This window comes from Cerasibacillus quisquiliarum (genome assembly GCF_014202495.1).
Lineage (GTDB): Bacteria > Bacillota > Bacilli > Bacillales > Amphibacillaceae > Cerasibacillus > Cerasibacillus quisquiliarum.
This window is the reverse complement of sequence record NZ_JACHHA010000006.1, coordinates 33287-57230: the sequence shown is the minus strand read 5'-3', so window position 1 is coordinate 57230 and position 23944 is coordinate 33287. Positions and strand designations below refer to the sequence as shown.

The 23944-nt window shown below is 35.5% G+C and carries 24 protein-coding genes; 18 read left to right on the top strand and 6 right to left on the bottom strand.

Annotation, left to right across the window (positions count from 1 at the left end; translation table 11 throughout):
- Positions 1–44 precede the first annotated feature (44 nt).
- The gene (gene yyaC / locus HNQ35_RS08485) at positions 45–647 is read right to left on the bottom strand and encodes a spore protease YyaC (RefSeq protein ID WP_146937205.1); all 603 of its coding nucleotides are present in this window, start codon (positions 645–647) and stop codon (positions 45–47) included.
- A gap of 87 nt (positions 648–734) precedes the next feature.
- Here yyaC and HNQ35_RS08480 point away from each other — a divergent pair, with 87 nt between their 5' ends.
- From HNQ35_RS08480 to rpsR, 6 genes are all read left to right on the top strand, one after another.
- Positions 735–1727, top strand: coding sequence for a YkvI family membrane protein (locus HNQ35_RS08480; RefSeq protein ID WP_146937203.1), 993 nt, complete (start codon positions 735–737; stop codon positions 1725–1727).
- 138 nt (positions 1728–1865) lie between these two features.
- Positions 1866–2066 carry a DUF951 domain-containing protein gene (locus HNQ35_RS08475; protein WP_146937201.1) on the top strand — a complete coding sequence of 67 codons (201 nt, stop codon included), beginning with the start codon at positions 1866–1868 and terminating at the stop codon, positions 2064–2066.
- A gap of 144 nt (positions 2067–2210) precedes the next feature.
- On the top strand, positions 2211–3311 hold the full coding sequence (ychF, locus tag HNQ35_RS08470; RefSeq protein ID WP_146937199.1) for a redox-regulated ATPase YchF: 1101 nt from the start codon (positions 2211–2213) through the stop codon (positions 3309–3311).
- A 144-nt stretch (positions 3312–3455) separates the two neighbouring features.
- Positions 3456–3746, top strand: a complete 291-nt coding sequence (gene rpsF, locus HNQ35_RS08465; RefSeq protein ID WP_146937197.1) for a 30S ribosomal protein S6 — start codon at positions 3456–3458, stop codon at positions 3744–3746.
- 18 nt (positions 3747–3764) lie between these two features.
- Positions 3765–4259: a single-stranded DNA-binding protein gene (ssb, locus tag HNQ35_RS08460; RefSeq protein WP_146937195.1), complete on the top strand. Its 495-nt coding sequence runs from the start codon at positions 3765–3767 to the stop codon at positions 4257–4259.
- 45 nt (positions 4260–4304) lie between these two features.
- Positions 4305–4538 (top strand): 30S ribosomal protein S18, encoded by a 234-nt coding sequence (gene rpsR / locus HNQ35_RS08455; RefSeq protein ID WP_146937193.1) that lies wholly within the window; start codon positions 4305–4307, stop codon positions 4536–4538.
- Between the two features lie 66 nt (positions 4539–4604).
- On the opposite strand, the gene HNQ35_RS08450 is transcribed toward rpsR, so the two are convergent.
- The 4 genes from HNQ35_RS08450 to HNQ35_RS08435 all read right to left on the bottom strand — a co-directional run bounded on the left by HNQ35_RS08450 (position 4605) and on the right by HNQ35_RS08435 (position 7416).
- Positions 4605–5234 (bottom strand): ATP-binding cassette domain-containing protein, encoded by a 630-nt coding sequence (locus HNQ35_RS08450; RefSeq protein ID WP_146937191.1) that lies wholly within the window; start codon positions 5232–5234, stop codon positions 4605–4607.
- A gap of 13 nt (positions 5235–5247) precedes the next feature.
- A complete protein-coding gene (gene modB, locus HNQ35_RS08445) occupies positions 5248–5931 on the bottom strand; it encodes a molybdate ABC transporter permease subunit (protein WP_146937367.1) in 684 nt (227 codons plus the stop codon).
- A 22-nt stretch (positions 5932–5953) separates the two neighbouring features.
- A complete protein-coding gene (gene modA / locus HNQ35_RS08440; protein ID WP_146937189.1) occupies positions 5954–6742 on the bottom strand; it encodes a molybdate ABC transporter substrate-binding protein in 789 nt (262 codons plus the stop codon).
- A 191-nt stretch (positions 6743–6933) separates the two neighbouring features.
- Positions 6934–7416: a DUF1189 family protein gene (locus HNQ35_RS08435; protein WP_146937187.1), complete on the bottom strand. Its 483-nt coding sequence runs from the start codon at positions 7414–7416 to the stop codon at positions 6934–6936.
- A 360-nt stretch (positions 7417–7776) separates the two neighbouring features.
- On the opposite strand from HNQ35_RS08435, the gene HNQ35_RS08430 reads away from it, so the two are divergent.
- The 12 genes from HNQ35_RS08430 to HNQ35_RS08375 all read left to right on the top strand — a co-directional run bounded on the left by HNQ35_RS08430 (position 7777) and on the right by HNQ35_RS08375 (position 23086).
- Positions 7777–8721: a YybS family protein gene (locus tag HNQ35_RS08430; RefSeq protein WP_146937185.1), complete on the top strand. Its 945-nt coding sequence runs from the start codon at positions 7777–7779 to the stop codon at positions 8719–8721.
- 80 nt (positions 8722–8801) lie between these two features.
- Positions 8802–10766 carry a DHH family phosphoesterase gene (locus HNQ35_RS08425; protein WP_146937183.1) on the top strand — a complete coding sequence of 655 codons (1965 nt, stop codon included), beginning with the start codon at positions 8802–8804 and terminating at the stop codon, positions 10764–10766.
- Positions 10763–11209, top strand: coding sequence for a 50S ribosomal protein L9 (gene rplI / locus HNQ35_RS08420; protein WP_146937181.1), 447 nt, complete (start codon positions 10763–10765; stop codon positions 11207–11209). Before HNQ35_RS08425 ends, rplI begins: the two co-directional genes overlap by 4 nt.
- Before the next feature lie 42 nt (positions 11210–11251).
- Positions 11252–12625 (top strand): replicative DNA helicase, encoded by a 1374-nt coding sequence (dnaB, locus tag HNQ35_RS08415; RefSeq protein WP_146937179.1) that lies wholly within the window; start codon positions 11252–11254, stop codon positions 12623–12625.
- Positions 12626–12767: 142 nt separating this feature from the next.
- A complete protein-coding gene (locus tag HNQ35_RS08410) occupies positions 12768–14051 on the top strand; it encodes an adenylosuccinate synthase (RefSeq protein WP_146937177.1) in 1284 nt (427 codons plus the stop codon).
- A 252-nt stretch (positions 14052–14303) separates the two neighbouring features.
- Positions 14304–14999, top strand: coding sequence for a response regulator YycF (gene yycF, locus HNQ35_RS08405; RefSeq protein ID WP_146937175.1), 696 nt, complete (start codon positions 14304–14306; stop codon positions 14997–14999).
- A gap of 12 nt (positions 15000–15011) precedes the next feature.
- Positions 15012–16856 (top strand): cell wall metabolism sensor histidine kinase WalK, encoded by a 1845-nt coding sequence (gene walK / locus HNQ35_RS08400; RefSeq protein ID WP_146937173.1) that lies wholly within the window; start codon positions 15012–15014, stop codon positions 16854–16856.
- Entirely contained in the window at positions 16846–18174 is a 1329-nt protein-coding gene (locus tag HNQ35_RS08395; protein WP_146937171.1) for a YycH family regulatory protein, read from the top strand. Before walK ends, HNQ35_RS08395 begins: the two co-directional genes overlap by 11 nt.
- Before the next feature lie 2 nt (positions 18175–18176).
- On the top strand, positions 18177–19109 hold the full coding sequence (locus HNQ35_RS08390; protein WP_146937169.1) for a two-component system regulatory protein YycI: 933 nt from the start codon (positions 18177–18179) through the stop codon (positions 19107–19109).
- On the top strand, positions 19106–19891 hold the full coding sequence (locus HNQ35_RS08385; RefSeq protein WP_146937167.1) for an MBL fold metallo-hydrolase: 786 nt from the start codon (positions 19106–19108) through the stop codon (positions 19889–19891). Before HNQ35_RS08390 ends, HNQ35_RS08385 begins: the two co-directional genes overlap by 4 nt.
- A gap of 73 nt (positions 19892–19964) precedes the next feature.
- Complete coding sequence (locus HNQ35_RS08380) at positions 19965–21143, top strand: S1C family serine protease (protein ID WP_146937165.1); 1179 nt, start codon at positions 19965–19967, stop codon at positions 21141–21143.
- A gap of 227 nt (positions 21144–21370) precedes the next feature.
- The gene (locus tag HNQ35_RS08375) at positions 21371–23086 is read left to right on the top strand and encodes an ABC transporter ATP-binding protein (RefSeq protein ID WP_146937163.1); all 1716 of its coding nucleotides are present in this window, start codon (positions 21371–21373) and stop codon (positions 23084–23086) included.
- 238 nt (positions 23087–23324) lie between these two features.
- On the opposite strand, the gene HNQ35_RS08370 is transcribed toward HNQ35_RS08375, so the two are convergent.
- Positions 23325–23870, bottom strand: coding sequence for a GNAT family N-acetyltransferase (locus HNQ35_RS08370; RefSeq protein WP_146937161.1), 546 nt, complete (start codon positions 23868–23870; stop codon positions 23325–23327).
- Positions 23871–23944: the final 74 nt, after the last annotated feature.

Here is a 23944-nt window from a genome sequence, read left to right as displayed (position 1 = left end):
TTTTAAGTAGATTGTGAAGCCATCCTTTAGTTGTTAAAGGATGGCTATTTAAATGATTGGGGATACGAGGAGGGTGTATATGTCAATTGTTGGTCAAGCTTGTTAATTGCGTTTGCTATTGTTTTGGCCATTTCAACGACAAGAGCAAGGCGAGTGTTTTGTAAAACATTGTATTCCATAAAACCACCGACATTGACAATCCCGGCTATATGTAAGTCTCCGATGGATGGAAGCATTTTATTTAGAGCGGCACCTGGTTTTAAGGCGCCTTTTTTAACAACAAGTTGTCCAATTGATGTCTTTTTTCCTAAAGAAGCATCAACAGCAATAATAAATGGACGTTGATGTGATTGTTTAATATGATAAATAGATTCTCTTAAATTTATTGCATGAATAGGGTCTTGAAGTGTACCGTATACTGTCATTTGATTTAAACGTCTTTTTTTTAAATAAGTACCGACAAATGGACCTAAAGCATCTCCAGTTGAACGATCTGTTCCGACACAAGCGATAACATAATCATGTGGTGTATGTGGTAACCAATTCAAAAGTTGTTGGGCTAATAGTTGACTTGCATATGGTTGAGTATAATGAACGCGTAGAGAACGATGTTGTTTATGGTAATGATTGTGTAAACTTTGATTCATAGCTTATCCTCCATAATCATATTGTTAAAGTATACGGTATTTTTATGAATTTTATACATGATATGAAAGACGTGTTGGGGGATAAAAATGATAAGAGCAGGAATGAAATGGATGTTTCTCATTATAGGGACAACCATCGGTGCAGGTTATGCTTCTGGTAGGGAGTTATGGGAGTTTTTCGGACCGGAAAGTGAGTTGGCCATCATATTATTTGCTATTTGCTTCTTTATTGCTACGTTTACAATTATGATAATTAGTTTTAATAAGCAAACATCTGATTATCGACCTGTATTGGAGGAGATAGTTGGAAAAAGACTCGTTATATTCTATGATGGCATGATTTTCTTTTATTTATATACGACAACGATTGTTATGTTAGCTGGAAGTGGTGTAACTGGACAAGTATTCGATTTACCTTACTCGATCGGGATTATTTTTTTGACAATTGTTCTCATCATGTTATTTTATAAAGGTATCCATCATACATTGATGATTAACTTCATCTTAATTCCAATATTAATTATTGCTCTAGTTTACGTTCTTATCCTATTTTCTATTGATGAACAGATTCCTTTTCTTCCATTTTGGACAAACCAATCTAATTGGTTACAAGCTTTTCCTTTTACAGCATTAAATATGATACCACTCATTGCAGTGCTCGGGGCAATCGGTCAACAAATCGGATCAAAAGGAGAGATTTGGCTTGCAAGTTTAGGAAGTGCGCTTATATTAGGTAGCATATCTTATCTATATAATAATAATTTAATACATATTGCCCATGAGCTGACTTTAAATGATATACCTCTATTTATTATGTTACAAAAATATTCAATGTCATTAAATATATTGATGTCGTTATTATTATGGTTTGCGATTTTAACAACAGCTGCAGCAGGAATGATAGGAATTATATCACGAATTAGAAGACATACTTCTCTTGAAACAGGCGTTATTGTTAGTTTAACACTTTGTACCATGATTCCTATGACAGCTATTGGTTTTGGAGCATTGATTCATTACACATATCCTGTATATGGAATTTTAAATCTATATGTTTTGACACGACTTTTATTCTACTGAAGCGTATCATCATCACAGCTTTACATTTATAAAGATAAAGCATATTATTAATAGATATAAGGCGTATATGCATACTACATATGTTTACTGAAAATTTATATAAAAGTCGTTTAAAATGTAATAGGGAGGAAGATATGGATGCTTGATAAGCAATTTATGTTAAATGATATCGTCGAAATGAAAAAACCACACCCATGTGGTGAAAATCGTTGGCGAATTATCCGTATGGGTATGGATATACGGATTAAATGTCTCGGTTGTGATCACAGTGTCCTCATGCCACGTAGGAAATTTGTTAAGAAAATGAAAAAAGTACTTGAACATAGCGAAGAAAAATAGTTTTTCCTAAATTGAAATGGAAAAATAGACGGTTTCTCACTGTCTTTTTCTTTTTTTGATAACTTGTTTTATATACTTATTAAACCTATAATTAGAGTGATTGACACATTCATATGAATGGAATCCTTAAGGAGTGAAAGTTGTATGTCTTTGACAGCAGGAATTGTCGGACTACCAAACGTAGGAAAGTCTACATTATTTAATGCGATAACACAGGCAGGAGCAGAATCAGCAAACTATCCATTTTGTACGATTGATCCAAATGTAGGTATAGTGGAAGTCCCAGACGAACGTTTAAATCATTTAACAACATTAGTTAAACCGAAAAAAACTGTACCAACAGCTTTTGAATTTACAGATATTGCAGGAATTGTTAAAGGGGCTAGTAAGGGAGAAGGGCTAGGTAATCAGTTTTTATCCCATATTAGGCAAGTTGATGCGATTTGCCAAGTCGTAAGATGTTTTGACGATGAAAATATTACACACGTATCTGGTGCAATTAATCCAATTGATGATATAGAAATCATTAATTTAGAATTAATTTTGGCTGATTTAGAAACCGTTAATAAACGTTATCAACGTGTAGAGAAATTAGCCAAACAAAAAGATAAAGAAGCAGTTATGGAATATGAAGTGCTTACTAAGTTAAAAGAGGCTTTTGAAAATGAAAAGCCCGCACGATCAATAGATTTTAACGAAGATCAAATGAAAATCGTAAAAGGTCTTCATTTATTAACGTCAAAACCAATGCTCTATGTAGCTAATGTGAGTGAAGATGACATTGTTGAACCTGAAGCGAATGAACATGTAAAAAAAGTAAAAGAATATGCAGCGAAAGAAGACTCAGAAGTCATCGTCATCAGTGCGAGAATTGAGGAAGAAATTTCTGAGTTAGATCAAGAAGAAAAAACAATGTTTTTAAGTGAGCTAGGTATTCAAGAGTCAGGTCTGGACCAACTGATTAAAGCGTCATACTCGCTTTTAGGGTTAGGCACATACTTTACAGCAGGAGAACAAGAAGTTCGTGCATGGACGTTTAGAAAAGGTATGAAAGCACCTCAAGCAGCAGGTATTATTCATACAGATTTTGAAAAAGGCTTTATTCGGGCGGAAACTGTATCTTATGACGATTTGGTGGAAGCAGGTTCTATGACGCAAGCAAGAGAAAATGGAAAAGTTCGTTTAGAAGGAAAAGATTACATTGTCCAAGACGGCGATATTATTCATTTTCGCTTTAATGTATAACATAACGTGGATCTATTAATAATGGTTGTATAACAAATTTTTTTTTGCTATAATTAACTATCGTGAGTAATTGAATTTTATATTGGATTACTCCTTGCTCTTATGTTATATAAGGGCCGTAAAGACCAAAAGGAGGTGTAACGGATGAGAAAATACGAAATTATGTACATCATCCGCCCAGATATCGAAGAGGAAGCGCAAAAAGACTTGATTGAGCGTTTCAATACGATTTTAAAAGATCGTGGTGCGGAAATCGAAAAGGTTAATGAAATGGGCAAAAGACGTTTTGCATATGAAATTGACAACTACCGTGATGGATACTATGTCGTTGTAAACTTCAAAAGTGATGAGAATGCAGTTAATGAATTCAGTCGCTTAGCGAAGTATTCAGATGATATTGTTCGTCACATCGTAGTTCGCGATGATGACCAATAATAAAAAGGGGTGGTTCTGATGTTAAATCGTGTCGTACTTGTCGGCAGATTAACGAGGGATCCTGAATTACGTTATACAGCAAGTGGAGTAGCCGTTTCTAATTTTACTGTGGCTTGTAATCGACCTTTTACAAACCAACAAGGAGAACGTGAAGCAGATTTCATTAATTGCGTCGTTTGGCGCCGTCCAGCTGAAAATCTCGCTAATTATATGAAAAAAGGAAATCTAATTGGTGTAGATGGTCGGATTCAAACACGTAGTTATGAAGGACAAGATGGGAAAATGGTCTATGTTACCGAAGTCGTAGCTGATAGTGTCCAATTTTTAGAATCACGCTCGTCACAAGGTAGAGGTAGTCAGGATGCTTACTCACCAAGTGCTGGTTCAGGTTTCCAACAACAACCGAATCAGAACAACCAAATGAATCAAAATAACCAAAATAGAATGGACGATAATATCTTCAAAGATAGTGGAGAACCAATTGATATTTCTGATGATGATTTGCCATTCTAGTGTATATAAAAAGAACGTAAACGATAAATAAAAGGAGGGATATATATGGCAGCTCGTCGTGGTGGTCGTGGTAGACGTCGTAAAGTGTGTTACTTTACATCAAATGGTATCACACATATCGATTACAAAGATGTTGATCTGTTAAGACGTTTTATTTCTGAACGTGGAAAAATTCTTCCACGTCGTGTAACAGGTACATCTGCTAAATATCAACGTAAATTAACAAAGGCAATTAAACGTGCACGTCAAATGGCACTTTTACCATATGTATCTGAGTAATCAATCATAAAAGCTCGCTAGTCATCAGATCTAGTGGGCTTTTTATATGTTTGTCTTTAGCTACTTTCATTCCTGTATAAGTGTTCCATCATTTATTTTTAAAATTCGCTGTCCTAACTTTCTAGCTTCTCCTAAATGATGTGTCACAATAATCATCGGTATTCTCCACATATTATGAATACGTAAGAGCTCATCTTGACATTCGCAACGTGTTTGATCGTCTAAAGCAGAAAATGGCTCATCTAAAAGTAATGCATTTGGCTTTGTGGCGAGTGCTCGCACTAATGCGACGCGTTGTTTCTCACCGCCGGATATGTTACTAGGATAAGTTTTTAATAAATGCTTAATACCGACCACATCTAATAATTCTTTTACAATCGCTGGATCTTTCATTCCATATGCAATATTTTGCTCTACTGTCATATGGGGAAAAAGGGCATAATCTTGAAAAAGGTATCCAATTTTTCTCTTTTGAATAGGGGTTGGCTTCTTTCTTTTATCATTTGAGTCAAAGAACGTTTGCTCTTTTAATCGAATATGTCCTTCATCAGGATGTAAAATACCGGCAATACAGTTTAACACCGTTGTTTTTCCTGAACCAGATGGTCCGAATAGGACAATGCGTTCTTGTTGTGCTTTTAACTGGACGTGTAAGTCGAAATGAGAAAGCTTTTTATAAATATTGATATCTAACATGATGATTCTCTCCTCATGCCTTCTTGTTATTAGAATGGTCCATCATATGTCGTTTACTCCACCAGTTTAGCCAGAGTATCGCACTGAATCCGAGAACAACAATAATAATTACCCAAAAGGTAGCCATTTTCATATTTCCAGATTCTACAGCAAAATAGATAGCTAGTGGAATCGTATCAGTTATACCAGGGATATAACCAGCTAACATTAATGTCGCACCAAATTCACCTAACGCTCTAGCGAATGTGAGCACAAGCCCAGCTAATAAACCAGGCCAGGCTAAAGGAAAGGAGATGGTCCAAAACACGCGCCATTTAGAAGCGCCCATCGTATAAGCGGCATATTCCAAATGAGCATCATATCCTTGAAATGCTGCAGAAGCACTTTGGTACATAAGAGGAAAAGAGACGACAATCGCAGCAATAATGACCGCATACCACGAGAAGACAATTTGTATATTAAACCACTCGATAAGGACTTTTCCAATTGGACCATTTTTACCGAATAAGATGAGTAAGCCGAATCCGACAACTGTTGGAGGTAAAACAAGTGGTAATAGAAAAATCGCTTCTATGACACTTTTACCGGGAAATGACCGTCTTGATAAAACACGTGCTAAAAAGACAGCAACGATAAAGACAATAATAGTTGCTATGATGGCTGTTTTAAAAGATAACCAAAGTGGCGATAAATTCATTTCATCCATAAATAACACCTAACTATTTATTAAATCCATATGATTTTAAAATGTCTTGAGCTTGATCACTTTCAAGAAAACGTAAAAAATCTTTAGCTAAATCTTCATGTTCTGTATCGCTCATAACAGCAGCTGGATAAACGATTGGATCATGCAGTGTTGTGTCAGCAGTGAATAAAATGTTAACTTGATTAGATGTTTTCGCATCACTTTCATAAACAAATCCGACGTCAGCATTGCCTGTTTCAACGTATGTTAACACTTGGCGCACATCCTTAGCTAAAATTAATTTATCTTGTAATTCATCCCATTTATTTAATGACGTTAGAAATTGTTCGGTATACTTTCCAGCTGGAACCGTTTCAGGGTTTCCAACGGCAATTTGTTTAACCGAATCAAGTTGATCAATTTCTTCTAATGAATCAATTGATAAATTCGTTTTCTTAGAGGAGATGAACGCAATCTTATTACCGGTTATATCTTTTCTCGTATCCGATTGAATAAGTTTTTCATGTTCTAGTATGTCCATCCAATCTTGATTCGCAGAGATAAAGACATCAACAGGTGCGCCTTGTTGAATTTGTTGGGCTAGTTTTCCGGAACCGCCTAAATTAAATGTTAATTCAACATCGTGTTCTTTTTCAAAAATAGGTTTCATTTCTTCAAGAGCATCGGTTAGACTAATCGCAGCGGAAATAGTTAATGTAGCTTTTTCTTTTATTTCGTTTGTTTGTTTGTTATCTGTTATTCCACAACTAGATAGTAAGATAATGGCTATTAATAGTGGAAAGACTATGCGACATCGTTTCATATGATTCCTCCTAGTTAAAAATAAAATATATTTAATAATGTTCTCGCCATAACAAAAAATATAAAACATTAGACTTAACCGTTCGATTGTGAGGTAATCAACGTTTTAGGAAAAATATGACGGCTTCAATATGAAATAGATGATATAGGTCAAATCATTTATGACTCATAATCGTGTATTTCGGATTGCTCTTATGTCGCTCTTTTTGGATAGATTGTTATAATTTTCACTAAAAAGAAAAGTGTATATGGAATTAATATAAATAACCAGCGATCATCTAATGGATGAAATAAACTGATAAATGTATAAAGTAAAAAAGGAATTGTAGAGATAAAAGCGCTCATCTTCCATAAAATAGAGTAGTGCAATTTTCGTTTGAGAAAACGTGTCATCCCAAGTCCTATGTATGCAATAAGAGACAATAACAAAAAGACTATAATCGTTAATGGTAGATAGGAAAAGATAAAGAAGTAAATGAGTTTAAACACAATATTCATATGTGCAGTTAACCCATTATTGTCAAATAGAAACTCAATTAGAGTAGGTAATGAAACGATTCCAATCAAAATAAAGAGATAAAAAACAACGATGTCCATTCCTACACGATTCAATTGAAAAACTGAATGTTTTTTTGGTAGTTTTAGACTATGTATAAAAGCTTGCCAAAATATCATCATGTCCATCCTTTATTAGTTGTAATGAGTCTTCCTTAAGTTAATTAGCTAATTTTTTTCTTCTGTTGTTATAAATCTAGGCGACATTTCTATCAAGATGTGATGAAAAACATAAACATGTAAGGACTTATAATATTGCAATCACTTTTAATTATATATGAAATACATAAGAATCTGGAGTATTATGCTAGGGTGAAAGGTATATAGTGGTTTAAATATATAGTTGCTTTAGTTAAAAAATTGTAAAAAACAGACAATAAATATTTAACAAAACCACTTCTAAGTGCCATATTTAATCAAATCATGTTATCATATGATAATAGCAATAATGATTAGTCGATTGATGAAGAGGTGCAAATAATGAATCAATCAAAGCAACTAACAGACGGAGTACTCATGGCTGGCGTATTTATTGTGTTGGTTTTGATTGCGGCATTTATACCGTTTGTTTCACTCATTGCGAGTGTTTTACTACCTATTCCGTTTATAATTTATGCTTATCGTTATAATTGGCGTCCTTCCCTCCTATTATTAGTCGTTATTAGTTTATTAACGATCCTTTTTGCGACATTTATTTCTTTACCATTGGCCATTATTCCAGGACTTGGTGGTATGATGATAGGGATTGCGATGCATCAACAATTAACACCATATGAAACATGGGCAAGAGGAACGGTCGGTTTTATTTTCGGATTTTTATTTACGTATGTTTTTACACAATTCGTGATGGACATTAATTTAATGCAAGTTTATGAACAGATGATTCAACAATCATTTGATCAGACGAAACATTTCTTTAAGCAATTTAGCATGGGGACCGATGTTGACGAACAGATGAAATTATTTGAAAAGCAATTACCGTTGATCATGAACTTGTTTCCAATGCTGTTAGTTATTGGTGCTTTGTTTATGGCGTTTTTAAGTCAATGGATTGGTTATAAAGTGATAAATCTCTTGGAAAAAAAGACGTTTCGTTTCCCACCATTTCGCCAATTATCATTTCCAGTTACAATTATTTGGTTATATTTCATCGCAATGCTCATTAGTTTTATGAATTTAGATCCAGAAGGTTATGTGGCGATTAGTACGCAAAATGTTATGAACCTGCTTGGCTTTTTTATGACAATCCAAGGTGTTTCATTTATCTTTTTCTTCGCTTATAAGAAAAAGATATCGAAGACATTACCAATTATTGTTACGATATTCATCGTTCTTCTATCACCGTTTCTTATTCCTTTAGTAAGGATTTTAGGTATAATTGATTTAGGCTTTCGCTTACGTGAGCGAATAGATGTAAAAATATAATGACATTCCAGGGCATTCACTCTGGTCCTTACTCATGAAAGACGCGCTAAGCGTTTTTCTTTGTAGGAGTTGAATTTACTATGTTTAACAATCAAATAAAATCAAGATTACATCTCTTGTGTTTAAGTTTGGTCGCATTTATTATGCTTGGGATCATATGGTATGTATCTATTATCTTAGGATTAGTTATGACATTATTATTAAGTGTCGCTATATATCTTGCGATTAAACAAGAGAAGAAAAATGAAAATGAAATAAAGCAACATATTGCATCTTTGTCACATCATGTCGAAGATGTTGGTGAAGAGGTCTTATTAGATATGCCTATCGGAATGATTATTTTTAATGATGATTATGATGTGGAATGGATGAACCCACATATGCATCAATATTTTGAAACAGATATGATAGGGAAATCACTTGAAGATATATCTGATAAGCTCATTCCAGCTATTAATGAAAATCAAGATGATGTTACATTTAAGTATGAGGATCATGGTTTTCAAGCGATCATCCGTAAAGAAGAACGTCTATTATATGTCATTGATCGTACGGACCAACTTAAGATTGAAACATTATATAATAATGAACATACCGTTTTAGCAATTATTTATTTAGATAACTACGATGAATTGACACGGAATATGGACGATACATTAAAAAGTCAACTGAACTCAAAAGTAACTTCTGTTTTAAATGAATGGTCGCGTCAGTTCGGTTTATATTTAAAGCGTACATCACAAGAACAATTTTTAGCTGTCGGGACAAACGCAATATTAGCAGAGCTTGAAGAGTCGAAGTTTGCTATTTTAGATGAAGTTCGAGAAATAGACACGATGCAAAACGTCCCACTGACAATCAGTATCGGAATCGGTTATGGTCATCCATCACTTCCTGAACTTGGTGTAATGGCGCATTCGAGTTTAAATTTAGCACTTGGAAGAGGCGGGGACCAAGTCGCTATCAAAGATGAAACAGGTAAAGCACGTTTCTACGGCGGTAAGACGAATCCGATAGAGAAGAGTACGATGGTACGTGCTCGTGTGATTTCACATGCTTTAACAGGTTTAGTAAAAGCGAGTGATTATGTTTTTATAATGGGACATCAAGTCCCTGATATGGACGCAATTGGTTCTGCTATAGGGATACTACATATAGCGCGTGCAAATGGAAGAAAGGGATATATTGTTATTGATCCAGAAGATGTGCATACAGGAGTGTATCGTCTACTTGATGCCATTAAGGAAGATGAAGATTTATGGTCATATTTCGTCACTCCAAAAGATGCCCATGAAAAAATCACCCAGAACAGTTTAATCGTTGTCGTAGATACACATCGTCCGTCAATGGTAGCTGACGAATCACTATTATCCAAAACAGATTACAAAGTTGTCATTGATCATCACCGACGTGCAGAAGATTTTATTGATAACCCAACACTTGTGTATATGGAGCCATATGCATCATCAACATCAGAATTAGTGACGGAGTTGTTTGAATATCAACCGAAAGATAAAAAATTATCAATTCTTGAAGCTTCAGCTTTATTAGCAGGAATCGTTGTTGATACGAAAAGCTTTACGCTAAGGACTGGTTCGCGAACGTTTGCAGCAGCATCATATTTACGTTCTAAAGGTGCCGACACAGTATTGGTACAGAAGTTTCTTAAGGAAGACTTTGAATCGTACATTCACCGTAGCCGCTTAATTGAAACTGCCGAGATTTATCGAGAAACGATTGCTATTGCAAAAGCAGTACCAGGGCAGACGTTTGGATCTGTATTAATTGCACAAACGGCTGATACATTATTAACGATGAGTGATATTTCAGCTTCATTCGTTATATCCGAACGTGAAGATGGAAAAATTGGTGTCAGTGCCCGTTCTCTTGGTAAAATAAATGTTCAAGTAATCATGGAGAAATTAGGTGGTGGTGGTCATTTAACGAATGCTGCTACCCAGATAGAACATACAACGGTTGATGAAGTTGAAAAACAGTTAAAAATAATTATTGATGAATATATAGAGGGGAGAAATGAATCATGAAAGTCATTTTATTAAAAGACGTAAAAGGTCAAGGAAAAAAAGGTGATGTAAAAAAGGTATCTGCAGGTTATGCGCGTAACTATTTATTTAAAAATAACTTAGCAGTAGAGGCGACACCAGGGAATTTAAAACAATTAGAAGCTAAGAAGCGCAAGTTAGATGAACAAGCAAAACAGGAAAAAGCGGAAGCGATAGAGCTTAAAAAAGCATTAGAAAAGATTACGGTTGAATTAAAAGCGAAGTCAGGCGAAGGTGGTCGTTTATTCGGATCGATTACGAATAAACAAATTGCTGACGCTTTAAAGAAAGAACATGGATTTAAAATAGATCGTCGAAAAATCGAATTAAGTGATCCCATTAAATCACTCGGAGTTGTTAATGTTCCAATTAAGTTACACCCAGATGTTCAAGGAACTGTAAAAGTTCATGTTGTTGAACAGTAACGTATCTTGTGAAAGTTGCTTGTGGAGAGGGAGGTATGGCTGTTGAGTGAAATGATGAACGATCGGATTCCACCACATAATATAGAAGCGGAGCAATCTGTTATTGGGGCAATTTTTTTAGAACCAGAAGCCTTTTCAACAGCCTCACAGATTCTCCAACCAGAAGATTTTTATCGAGCGGGTCACCAGCGGATTTTTGAAGTGATGTTAAACTTATCAGACCGTGGTGAGCCGATTGATATATTAACCGTTACAGCGGCATTACAGGACCGTAAGATTTTGGATGAAGCAGGCGGTGTTTCTTATTTAACAGAAATAGCAAGTAGTGTACCTACAGCAGCTAATATTAGTTATTATTGTAAAATTGTTGAAGAAAAAGCATTGCTTAGACGTCTGATCCGAGCAGCGACGGATATCGTTACGACATCGTATACACATGAAGATGATGTCGATGAGGTGCTTAATCAAGCTGAAAGAGAAATCTTAGAAGTTGCTAATCGTCAAAATACAGGTTCCTTTAAAGCGATTAAAGATGTTTTAATTGAAGTATATGATAATATCGAACAGCTGCATAATCGTGAGAGTGATGTCACAGGGATTCCAACTGGCTATAGAGATCTTGATCGGATTACATCCGGCTTTCAGCGCAATGATTTAATTATTATCGCAGCACGTCCATCAGTCGGTAAAACTGCTTTTGCTTTAAATATTGCACAAAATGTAGCAGTAAATACCGATGAAAACGTAGCGATCTTTAGTCTAGAGATGGGAGCTGATCAACTCGTTCAACGTATGCTATGTGCAGAAGGAAACATTGACTCACAAAGACTACGTAATGGACAGCTTGAAGCAGAAGATTGGGGTCGCTTAACAATGGCGATGGGATCATTATCAAATGCAGGTATTTTTATCGATGACTCATCAGGCATTCGTGTGAGTGAGATTCGTTCGAAATGCCGTCGCCTTAAGCAGGAACACGGACTTGGTATGATTGTTATTGACTATTTACAATTAATTCAAGGCAGTCCGAATTCAAGAGAGAATCGTCAGCAGGAAGTCTCAGAAATTTCTCGTTCATTAAAAGGTTTAGCAAGAGAATTAGAAGTTCCTGTTATTGCTCTGTCTCAACTATCTCGTGGTGTCGAACAACGTCAAGACAAACGTCCAATGATGTCTGATTTACGTGAATCAGGAAGTATTGAGCAAGATGCGGATATTGTTGGTTTCCTATATCGTGATGATTATTATGATCAGGAATCAGAAAAACAAAATATCATTGAAATCATTATTGCAAAGCAACGTAACGGTCCAGTTGGCACGGTCGAACTGGCTTTTGTGAAAGAATATAATAAATTTGTTGATTTAGATCATCGTTATGATGAAAGTCAAATTCCACCAGCTACAGCCCAAGCATAATGGGCTGTTTTAAATTCCGAACGATAATTGAATTATTGCATAAAACGTTCGCTTATTAATTGACTTGATGCTCTATAATTGGTAAACTAGCCTTTGTGATAATGAATAACGTTTTTAAAGTCAAACTTAACGGAGGTGCGCCATGTCCTCAGTAGTTGTAGTCGGGACGCAATGGGGCGATGAAGGAAAAGGTAAAATCACTGACTTTTTAGCAGAAAAGGCAGAAGTTGTTGCTCGTTACCAAGGTGGTAATAATGCAGGACATACGATTAAGTTCGATGGAGTAACATATAAGCTTCATTTGATCCCATCTGGTATCTTTAATAAAGAAAAAACATGTGTACTAGGTAATGGAATGGTTATCGATCCAAAAGCATTTCTTGATGAATTAGCTTATATACATGACCACGGCATTTCAACGGATAATCTTTATATTAGCAATCGTGCACATGTTATTTTACCATATCATATTAAATTAGACGTTTTACAAGAAGAAGAAAAAGGTACGAATAAAATTGGAACAACAAGAAAAGGAATTGGTCCAGCATATACTGATAAAGCGGCACGCATAGGCATACGGATAGCTGATTTATTAGACGCTAATACTTTCCGAAAAAAACTTGAACAAAATGTCAAAGAAAAGAACCGTTTATTTACGAAATTGTATGATGCAGAGCCTGTTTCTGTTGATGACATTTTTGATGAATATTATGCTTACGGACAAAAGATAAAACAATATGTAACAGATACATCGCTTCTTTTAAATAATGCCTTAGATGAAGGGCGTCGTGTGTTATTTGAAGGTGCTCAAGGCGTTATGCTTGATATCGATCAAGGGACATATCCATTTGTGACGTCTTCAAATCCAAGTGCTGGTGGTGTCACTGTTGGTGCGGGTGTTGGACCGACCAAAATTGAACGAGTTGTCGGTGTAACGAAAGCTTATACGACCCGTGTCGGTGATGGACCTTTTATAACAGAACTTCATGATGACATAGGCGACCGTATTCGAGAAGTCGGGCGTGAATATGGCACAACAACTGGTCGACCACGCCGTGTCGGTTGGTTTGATAGTGTTGCTGTTCGTCATACACGACGCGTTAGTGGTATTACTGATTTATCTGTGACACTTTTAGATGTTTTAACAGGTATTGATACATTGAAGATTTGTGTAGCGTATCGCTATAAAGGGGAAATAATTAAAGAATTCCCTGCCAATTTGTCTATGTTAGCAGAATGTGAACCTGTTTATGAAGAAATGCCTGGTTGGACAGAAGACATCACTAATGTGACAAGTTTTGAAGAACTACCAGAAAATGCACAACATTATTTAAAACGTGTTTCTGAACTGACAGAGATTCCGTTATCAATCTTCTCAGTCGGTCCAGATCGTAAACAGACGATTGTCGTAAGGGACGTTTATTAATTATAGGTTTAAAATAAAGGGCAATATCGTGTCATTAAACACGGCATTGCCCTTTTTCCCATTTTCAAAAAAACATAGACGAAACGAGACTTCATATAGGAAGGAGTTTTCGTTATAATGATAGTAATGAATCATATAAGACTTTTTATTGAAAATGCGTTAAAATAGACAGAAGGACGATTAAAAAGTTTAAATAAAAAAAATTTTCAAATAATTAAACCTAAAAGTTTAGGGAAAGGAATGAAAGGAATTATGGCACAAAAAATATTGGTCGTTGATGACGAACAACCGATTGCAGATATATTGAAATTTAACTTAGAAAAGGAAGGTTATGATGTCGTTTGTGCTTATGATGGGGACGAAGCGATACAAATGGCAAAAGATGAAAAACCAGATCTCATTTTACTTGATATTATGTTACCTAATAAAGATGGAAATGAAGTATGCCGTGAGATAAGAAAAACACAATCAATGCCAATTATTATGTTAACAGCTAAAGATGCGGAGATTGATAAAGTATTAGGGCTAGAGCTAGGAGCAGACGATTATGTAACCAAACCGTTTAGTAATCGAGAACTAATTGCTCGTGTTAAAGCCAACTTACGCCGACAAGCACATGTTCCAAATACAGAAGAGGAAAATAATGATATTGAAATTGGCAACTTAATGATTCATTTAGATGCTTATACAGTGACACGTGATGGAGAAGAAATCGAGTTAACACATCGTGAATTTGAATTATTACATTATTTAGCCCGCCATGTTGGACAAGTTATGACACGTGAACACCTTTTGGAGACGGTATGGGGTTATGATTATTTTGGTGATGTTCGGACAGTAGATGTAACGGTACGTCGACTTCGCGAAAAAATTGAAGAAGATCCTAGTGAGCCGACATGGATTATTACAAGACGTGGGGTAGGCTATTATATGAGGAACCCTGAGTAGGAGCCGGTTTACATGAAAAGGATTGGTTTTCGTTCCATCCAATTAAAATTTACAATTATTTACATTTTACTTTTACTCGTGGCTGTACAAGTGATCGGTGCTTATTTTGCAAGTCAGTTGGAAAAAGAGCTATTAACCAACTTTAAATCGAGTGTCAATGACCGGATTGAGTTATTGACATATAATCTAGAAAAAGCTTTTGAAAAGGATCGTTCAAAAGGAGAAGAAGAGTTCACGTTACAACAAGAAGTACAAACAATCATCTCAGACATTGATTCAAAAGATATGACGACATTAGAAGTTGTTAATAGCCAGAGTCGTGTTCTTGGTACAAATAATACTGTCAATAGTAATGACATTATCGGAAAAAAGTCAACCCGTGAATTAATCCAAAAAGCGCTCTATGGCTCAACACCAGATCGAACATTATTTGATCCGAAAACAGAAAGCCGTGTTTTTGTTAAGGCCGTCCCGATTCAAGGGAAAGATGGACAAGTTGCCGGTGTGATTTATTTAGAAGCATCGATGGAAGGTGTTTATAACCAGTTACAGAAAGTGAACGATATTTTCTTTAAAGGTTCAATCATAGCGATTATCGTATCAGCGTTATTAGGCATTCTCGTTGCTCGAACGATTACAAAGCCAATTAAAGAAATGCGTCGCCAAGCACAGACAATTGCTAAAGGTGATTTCACACAAAAGGTTAATGTATACGGTACAGATGAAATTGGGCAACTAGCTATGTCATTTAATGATATGACTGATCAGTTACGTTATTCATACGCCATGATTGAAAAAGAGCGTCGAAAAATGAGTCTTGTCTTATCGAATATGACAGACGGTGTGATTGCTACTGATGAACACGGTACGATTACGCTCATGAATAAAGCAGCTGGTATTCTAATTGGTAAAAGTCCAGAAGAATGTCAAGGTCAATCATTATTAAGTATGATACAACTCGATGAAACGAATTTTGATATGACATCATTAACAGAAAGTGATTCAATGATTATTGATTTTGGTGACGAGCACATGGATTTTTTAATTCGTGCGACCTTCTCAACGATATTAGATGACCAAGAACAAATCACTGGATATATTACAGTGCTTAGTGATGTGACAGAGGAAGAGAATTTGGAACGTGAACGTCGGGAATTTGTTTCTAACGTTTCACATGAATTACGGACGCCATTAACGACCATGCGCAGCTACTTAGAAGCACTAACAGATGGAGCTTGGAAAGATGAAAAGGTAGCGCCGCGCTTTTTACAAGTGACTCAAAATGAGACAGAGCGCATGATTCGGATGGTAAATGACTTGTTACAATTATCTAAAATGGATCATAAAGATTTCCATTTAGATAAGGAACGGACAAATTTTACAAATTATTTCCATTATGTCATTGACCGTTTTGAAATGAATATTCCTGAACATATAACCCTTGTTCGTAAAATCCCTAACGGAAAATACTTTGTCTGGATTGATCGCGATAAAATGATGCAAGTTTTAGATAATCTTATCTCAAATGCTATCAAATACTCTCCAGAAGGTGGTGTTGTTACATTAAAGGTTGTTCAACAGCGTCAAGAATTACTCATCAGCATTTCTGACCAAGGAGTAGGGATTCCTTATGAAAAAATAGATAAGATTTTTGAACGGTTTTATCGAGCTGATCAAGCTCGAAGTCGTAAATTGGGTGGAAGTGGTCTAGGATTAGCGATTTCGAAAGAGTTGATTGAAGCACATAAGGGACGGATTTGGGCAAGAAGTAGTGAAGGTAATGGAACGACGATTTACTTTACGCTCCCTTTAATGCCTTTAATGGGCCGAGTGCGGAGGGATACGTATGAAAATTGAGGTTATTAAATCATATGCTTTATTTATATTGGTCGGATTAAGTTTAATTCTGACTTATAATATTTGGACGTATAAACCTGGTTTTGATGTTCATTATGCTGAAGAGGAACGGATGTATGTTCCAGAAGATGACTTCTTCTTAGCTGGTGATACATTGTCATTGGAAGATGTTATCATTCCGAGTACAATCATTTTCCATGATCAGGGTAAGTTTTTCGGTTTTCAAGAAGCGAATGATTTAAAAAATATTTACCGGGAAATAGGGCGTTGGACGATTTATGATTTTTCAACTGGTGATTCAACTGGTCCGCCAAAACATAAACGCCAAATTGAAATTCGCTATCCAACACCTCTTCCAATGACAATTGTCCCTCGTTTATTTACTTTTGATAAGGGGTTGAAAAATCTTCCAAGTTGGTCATTTAATCGCATATTTATGACATTTGATAAAAAACAAACAATGTTGAAATTACATTTTATGTCTATAGATGGGAAACAACAAGCGACAGCAACCATACAACAAGCGGAAAAATATGAACTCCTTCTAAATTATATGGAAAATAAGAAGACACTTGAAGAATATATTCCATTTCAAGCAAAATCAGATTGGTATATATATATACCGAGCGGATCTGTGAAAAAGGCAAAGAAATCATTCAGTGTAGATGTTGAAGCCCTTAATCGAGCACCGAATAAATTAATTAATGCTTTATTTAGCGATCCGTCACTTGTAACGCGTAACTTAACGAAGGAAAACATTGCAAATTATACAGATGGTCGTCAACAATTACAAATTGATTCGCAAAGACTCAATATGGAATTTACAAATCCGAGCCAAACACAAGTTAAAGATTCGCTTAACTCGATAGAGTTAATTGAACGAACAGTTATTGATATTAATGAACATAAAGGTTGGACAGGAGAATTCCATCTAGAGTCAATTGATACAGCTGATCAAAAGATTACTTTTTTAATGTATCAAAACGGTGAACCTATTCTTGGTAGTAATCGTACTACAATAGAAGTGGAGAGACGGAAACAAGATTTATTTAAATATGAACGGCCTCTATTTCAAATAAGTGATTTAATCGTTGAAGAAATGACAGAACTTCCTTCAGGAGAAAAGATTATTCAACTCATTAATCAATCTCAGTATAATTTGAAGGATATCCAGGACATTCGTATCGGTTATCATTTAAAGTTTCAAGATAGGTCATCTTATATTTTTACATTGGAACCAGCTTGGTTTATGAAGTATAACAATACTTGGGTTGAGATACAGTCTGATGAAGATCTTATTTATAAAGAGGTGAGCTGAGGATGCAATGGAGTCAAATAAAAACATTATTTATCCTCTGCTTTTTGATCTTGGATATTTATTTAATCTTTCAATTTATTGAGAAGCAACAAGCGGCCAATATCGGTTTATTAGAAAGAGAAGAAATTACGTTAGAACAGCAACTAAAGGATGACGACATTACAATTGAAAACATACCTGAACAACGTGTCGAAGAGTCATTTATAAAAATAAGACAAAAAGCTTTTACTAAAGAAGATCGAAACCGATTAGCCAAATTACCTAATCAAGAAGCAGTCGTCATGAATGAAAATCACCTCATCATATCACAGTTTAAGGAACCTATTGATCTTCCAGATAAAGTGACGGAAGAACAGTTACAAGAAATTATTCACCCCTATATTTTATATGGGGATGAATATCGATTTGGCGAATGGAATAAAGAGAAAAATGTCATCTATTTCTTCCCGATAAAAAATGGTCGTCCTGTATATTTTAATCCAAGCGGTATTATCGTGTTCTATTTAAATGATAAAAATAAAATTGTTTTATATACACAAACACGCTTAGATAAAGCAGAAATAAATAGTGAGAAAAAACCACTCATTCATCCGGTAGAAGCGGTGGGAAGACTTTATAATAATCAATTGATTGCATCTGGTGATACGGTTAATAAATTAACGGTCGGTTATCAAACAGCTGTCCCATTATCAGACGGCGTACAAGTTTTCGTACCAACTTGGAAAATTACAGTGAATAAGGAAAAAAGTTTTTATGTGAATGCAACAGAGGGCGTTGTATTTCCGAGTGGTGACGAAGACTTTCTCGCAGAACAATTATCAAACTTATTAAATCGCATGAATTTACCAAATAAGAACGTTACTTGGAAAACAACTGTTATAGACATGTTAGAGAGTAAAATGAGAGATTTAAAAAAGCGGAGTGAAACAAAGTGAGTTTACGTTTTAGTGTATTAGCTTCTGGAAGTACAGGAAATGCGTTTTATATAGAATCTGATCGTACAAAATTATTGGTTGATGCAGGATTAAGTGGTAAAGAAATGGATCGATTATTTGCAGAAATTGATGTTGATCCAAGCCAAATATCGGGCATTCTAGTCACTCACGAACATAGTGACCATATTAAAGGTCTCGGAGTAATCGCTAGAAAATATCAATTACCAATCTATGCAAATGAAAAAACGTGGAAGAGGATGGAAAATTCAATTGGAAAATTAACCGTCGATCAAAAGTTTATATTCGATAGTTACTCTGTTAAGACGTTTGGGGACATTGATGTTGAGTCATTTCGTGTATCCCATGATGCTATAGAACCAATGTTTTATACCTTTCATCAAGGAAATAATAAAGTGGCTTTAGTCACTGATTTAGGTTATGTTTCCGAACGTATTAAGAAAACGATAGAGGATGCTGATGCCTATGTATTCGAGGCTAACCATGATGTTGAATTGTTACGAATGTGTCGTTATCCGTGGAGTGTCAAACAGCGTATATTAGGTGATTCTGGACATATCTCTAATGAAGATAGTGCATTAGCTTTAGTAGATATTATTTCAAACCGAACAAAACGTATTTATTTAGCACATTTAAGTGAAGAAAACAATATGAAAGACTTAGCACGAATGACCGTTGATCAAATATTAAAGGAACGTGGCATTGATATCGAGATCCACGACACAGATCCAAAACAAGCGACACCATTATATAGAGTTGGCTAAGTATGAATGAAAGCCGCTTTGTCGATAATAGAATATATCATTTTATTTCTTATAAGAAAGAGGAGTGACCAACTTGGGCTACTATGACGACCACGCTTACCCAAGAAGACGAAAAAGAAACTGGCTCACCCCATTATTACTAGGAATAATGATTGGCATTTTATTAGTTGCTATCGTTAAGCCAACTGTTTTTAAGCCAGTAAATGATTCTTCAATAGACAGAAGGACAGATCAGAATGCGCCTGTGACTAATGTAAAGCTTGATGTCACAACACAAATCACTGATATTGTTGAAAAAGTTGGACCGACTGTTGTAGGTGTAACGAATTTACAAATGCAAAGAAACCTTTGGAATCCACAATCAGAAACAAGTGAAGCAGGAACAGGTTCAGGTGTCATTTATAAAAAAGATGATACATACGGCTATATTGTCACTAATCATCATGTCATTGAAGGAGCCGATGAAATTGAAATTATTTTGCATGATGATACAAGCATTAGAGCAGAGTTATTAGGAAGTGATTTGTTTTCTGATTTAGCTGTATTACGAGTTGATCGTAAGTATATTACTCATATTATTGAGATTGGCTCATCTGAATCAGTTAAAGTTGGGGAGCCTGTCATTGCTGTAGGTAACCCATTAGGTCATATGTTTGCAGGTTCGGTCACGCAAGGAATAATTAGTGGTAAACAACGAACGATTCCACAAGATTTTAATCAAGATGGACGCCCTGATTGGCAAGCTGAAGTTATCCAAACAGATGCCGCGATTAATCCTGGCAATAGCGGTGGTGCACTGATTAATATGGCTGGTCAATTAATAGGGATCAATTCGATGAAGATTAATGAAGCGGCTGTGGAAGGGATTGGCTTTTCAATTCCGATTGATATCGCAGTACCGATTATGGAAGAGTTAGAATCGAAAGGAACCGTAACACGTCCATATCTCGGTGTTGAGATTTATTCTTTAGACGACGTACCACGAAGGGAATGGGTTGATACATTAAAGTTGCCTAAAGAAGTAGAAGGCGGTGTTTATATATGGCGTATAGAACGCTTCTCACCAGCTGATCGTGCTGGATTAAATCGTCTAGATGTCATTACCGCCTTAGATGGGGAAGAAGTGAGTGATATCATTCAACTTCGTAAAATATTATACCAAGAAAAAAATGTCGGTGACGAAGTCGTTATCACATATTACCGAGATGGAAAAAAGCAAGAAACGAAGCTTATTTTAAGTAAACAAGAATGAAACAAGCTATCTCATTTGAAGAGATAGCTTGTTTAAAAGATATAAGTTTTTCACAGATTCATCCACAACTCCACTAAAGTTATCCACAAACTGTTGATAAATAGTCGTTATCCCTAGGTTTAGTAGCGAACATTTTTTCTCACACAATATAAGTGGGAACATTTGTGCATATGTGGATAACTTTGTGGATATATTGTGTGTTTAATTTGGAAGGAAGTGAATGCATCATGATGAAACGATTTTTTTCATACTATAAACCACATCGTCGGTTGTTTCTCATTGATTTTACAAGTGCTGTAATTGTTGCATTGTTAGAGCTTGTGTTTCCAGTTGCCGTACAGACGTTTATTGATGACCTTATTCCAGGTGGCAATTGGAATATGATCATTGCTGTCGGTATTTTGCTTTTATTAGTTTACTTATTAAGTTCTGCATTGCAATATGTTGTGACATATTGGGGACATAAATTAGGCCTTAATATTGAAACAGATCTAAGGCAGGAACTGTTTGCCCATGTTCAAAAACAAAGCTTTAAGTTTTTTGATAATACGAAGACAGGAAATATAATGAGTCGAATTACGAATGACTTATTTGAAATTGGTGAACTGGCACATCATGGACCAGAAGATTTCTTTATTGCTACGATGACGTTTATCGGTGCTTTTATTTTAATGTTTAATATTAATATTCATTTATCAGTTATCTTATTATTTATTGTACCGATTCTTATTTTCCTGATGGCTTATAGTAATATGAAGATGAGCCGGGCATGGAAGAAGATGTATGAAGAAATTGCTGAAATAAACGGAAAAGTAGAGGATGCTGTTTCAGGAGCACGTGTCGTTCAATCTTTTACAAATGAAGCGTATGAAATGAGCCGCTTTACAAGAGAAAATAGAAATTTCCGTAAAGCGAAGTTAGGTGCATATCGTGTTATGGCAAGAGTAAATTCTAGTATCTATTTAATGATGCATTTAATGATACTCATTGTCTTAGTTGTTGGAGCTTGGCTTACATTCCAACAGAAGATGACGTATGGTGAACTTGTTAGCTTTGTCTTGTTTACAAATGTTCTATTTAAACCGATTCAAAAGATTACCGCTCTCCTTGAATTGTATCCAAAAGGAATGGCCGGATTTAAAAGATTTTGTGAACTACTTGACGAAGATCCAGATGTTGTCGATCGGAAAGACGCTAAAGATGTTAAAGCACTCCAAGGATATATTTCCTTTCATAAGGTGACATTTGGTTATGAGAAAGAACAAGGACCGATTTTAAAAGCGATGAGTTTTAATATAACAGCAGGTGAGACAGTTGCCTTAGTCGGTCCATCTGGTGCAGGTAAAACAACGATTGCATCATTGATTCCACGTTTCTATGATGTGGATAGTGGACAAATTACAATTGATGGTATTGATATTCGAGATATGACGAAACATTCCTTAAGAAAACAAATCGGCATCGTTCAACAAGATGTGTTTTTATTTACAGGGACGATTCGCGAAAACATTGCTTATGGGAATTTACATGCATCAGATCGCGAAATTGAAGAAGCAGCTCGACGTGCTCATCTAGATGAATTTATTCAAAAACTCCCACACGGCTATGAAACAGAAGTAGGTGAAAGAGGCTTAAAATTATCTGGTGGTCAAAAACAACGCATCGCCATCGCACGGATGTTTTTAAAAAATCCACCGATATTAATTCTTGATGAAGCAACATCAGCTCTTGATACAGAAACAGAACGCATTATTCAAGAAGCATTGGAAGATCTATCAAAGGATCGAACAACGATTGTCATTGCACATCGTTTAGCAACCATTCGAAATGCAGATCGTATTATGGTTATTACAGAGAACGGGATAGAGGAAGAAGGTAAACATGATGAACTCGTAAAGCGTAATGGTTTATTTGCTCAACTTCATCATGTCCAAATGAATTAGGGATGATTGAGTCATTCCTTGAAAATAAACAAGTGGAGGGAAGGCTAATACCTTACCTTTACTTGTTTTTTGTTACACAACGATACTAAGGTGTAGAAGTCACCCAACAATCATAAAAGGTTGAGTGACTTCTTATCTTTACAAAAATGATGTCGATATTTCCCGGGTAATACATAATGATTTGAAGAGCATACAGCATAGATGTTTATAAATCACTAAAAAATCTTTAGAGATGTATTTACTTATCTTGCCATTCGTGAGCAAGCATGCTATAAACGACATGGTCAACATAATGGTCATAAAGCCACTCCGATTGGCGAAGAACGCCTTCTCGTTTAAATCCGAGTCGTTCTGGAACAGCCCGACTCGCTTTATTTTCAACTGCTGCTCGAATATCAATGCGGTTTAATTTAAGCACGTCAAAACCATAGTCTATTAACGCGTGAACAGAACGTGTTATAATTCCTTTTCCTTGATAATGTTGATCCAGCCAATATCCGATATAGCCGATTCGATTTGTCCAATCAAAATAATTATAAGAAATCACACCGACCAACTCATTGTGATAAAAAATACCTGATATTAATGCACGTCGGTCTGCATGACTTTGAAAAGCTTGCTCAATAAAATGCTTCGAATGTTCAACTTTTGTTGTATGATCTAACCAAGGCAACCATTCTTTTAAATAATCCCGTGAGCGATCCGTAATTTCAAATAATCTTTCGGCATTCATTGTATTCATCATCTTTAATATAATCTCTTCATCAACTTCATAAACAAACAAGCAAAGTCTCCCCCTTTAAAGCGATCATTTAATTTTATTTATTTTAACATATTTATCATATAAACATGCTTTTT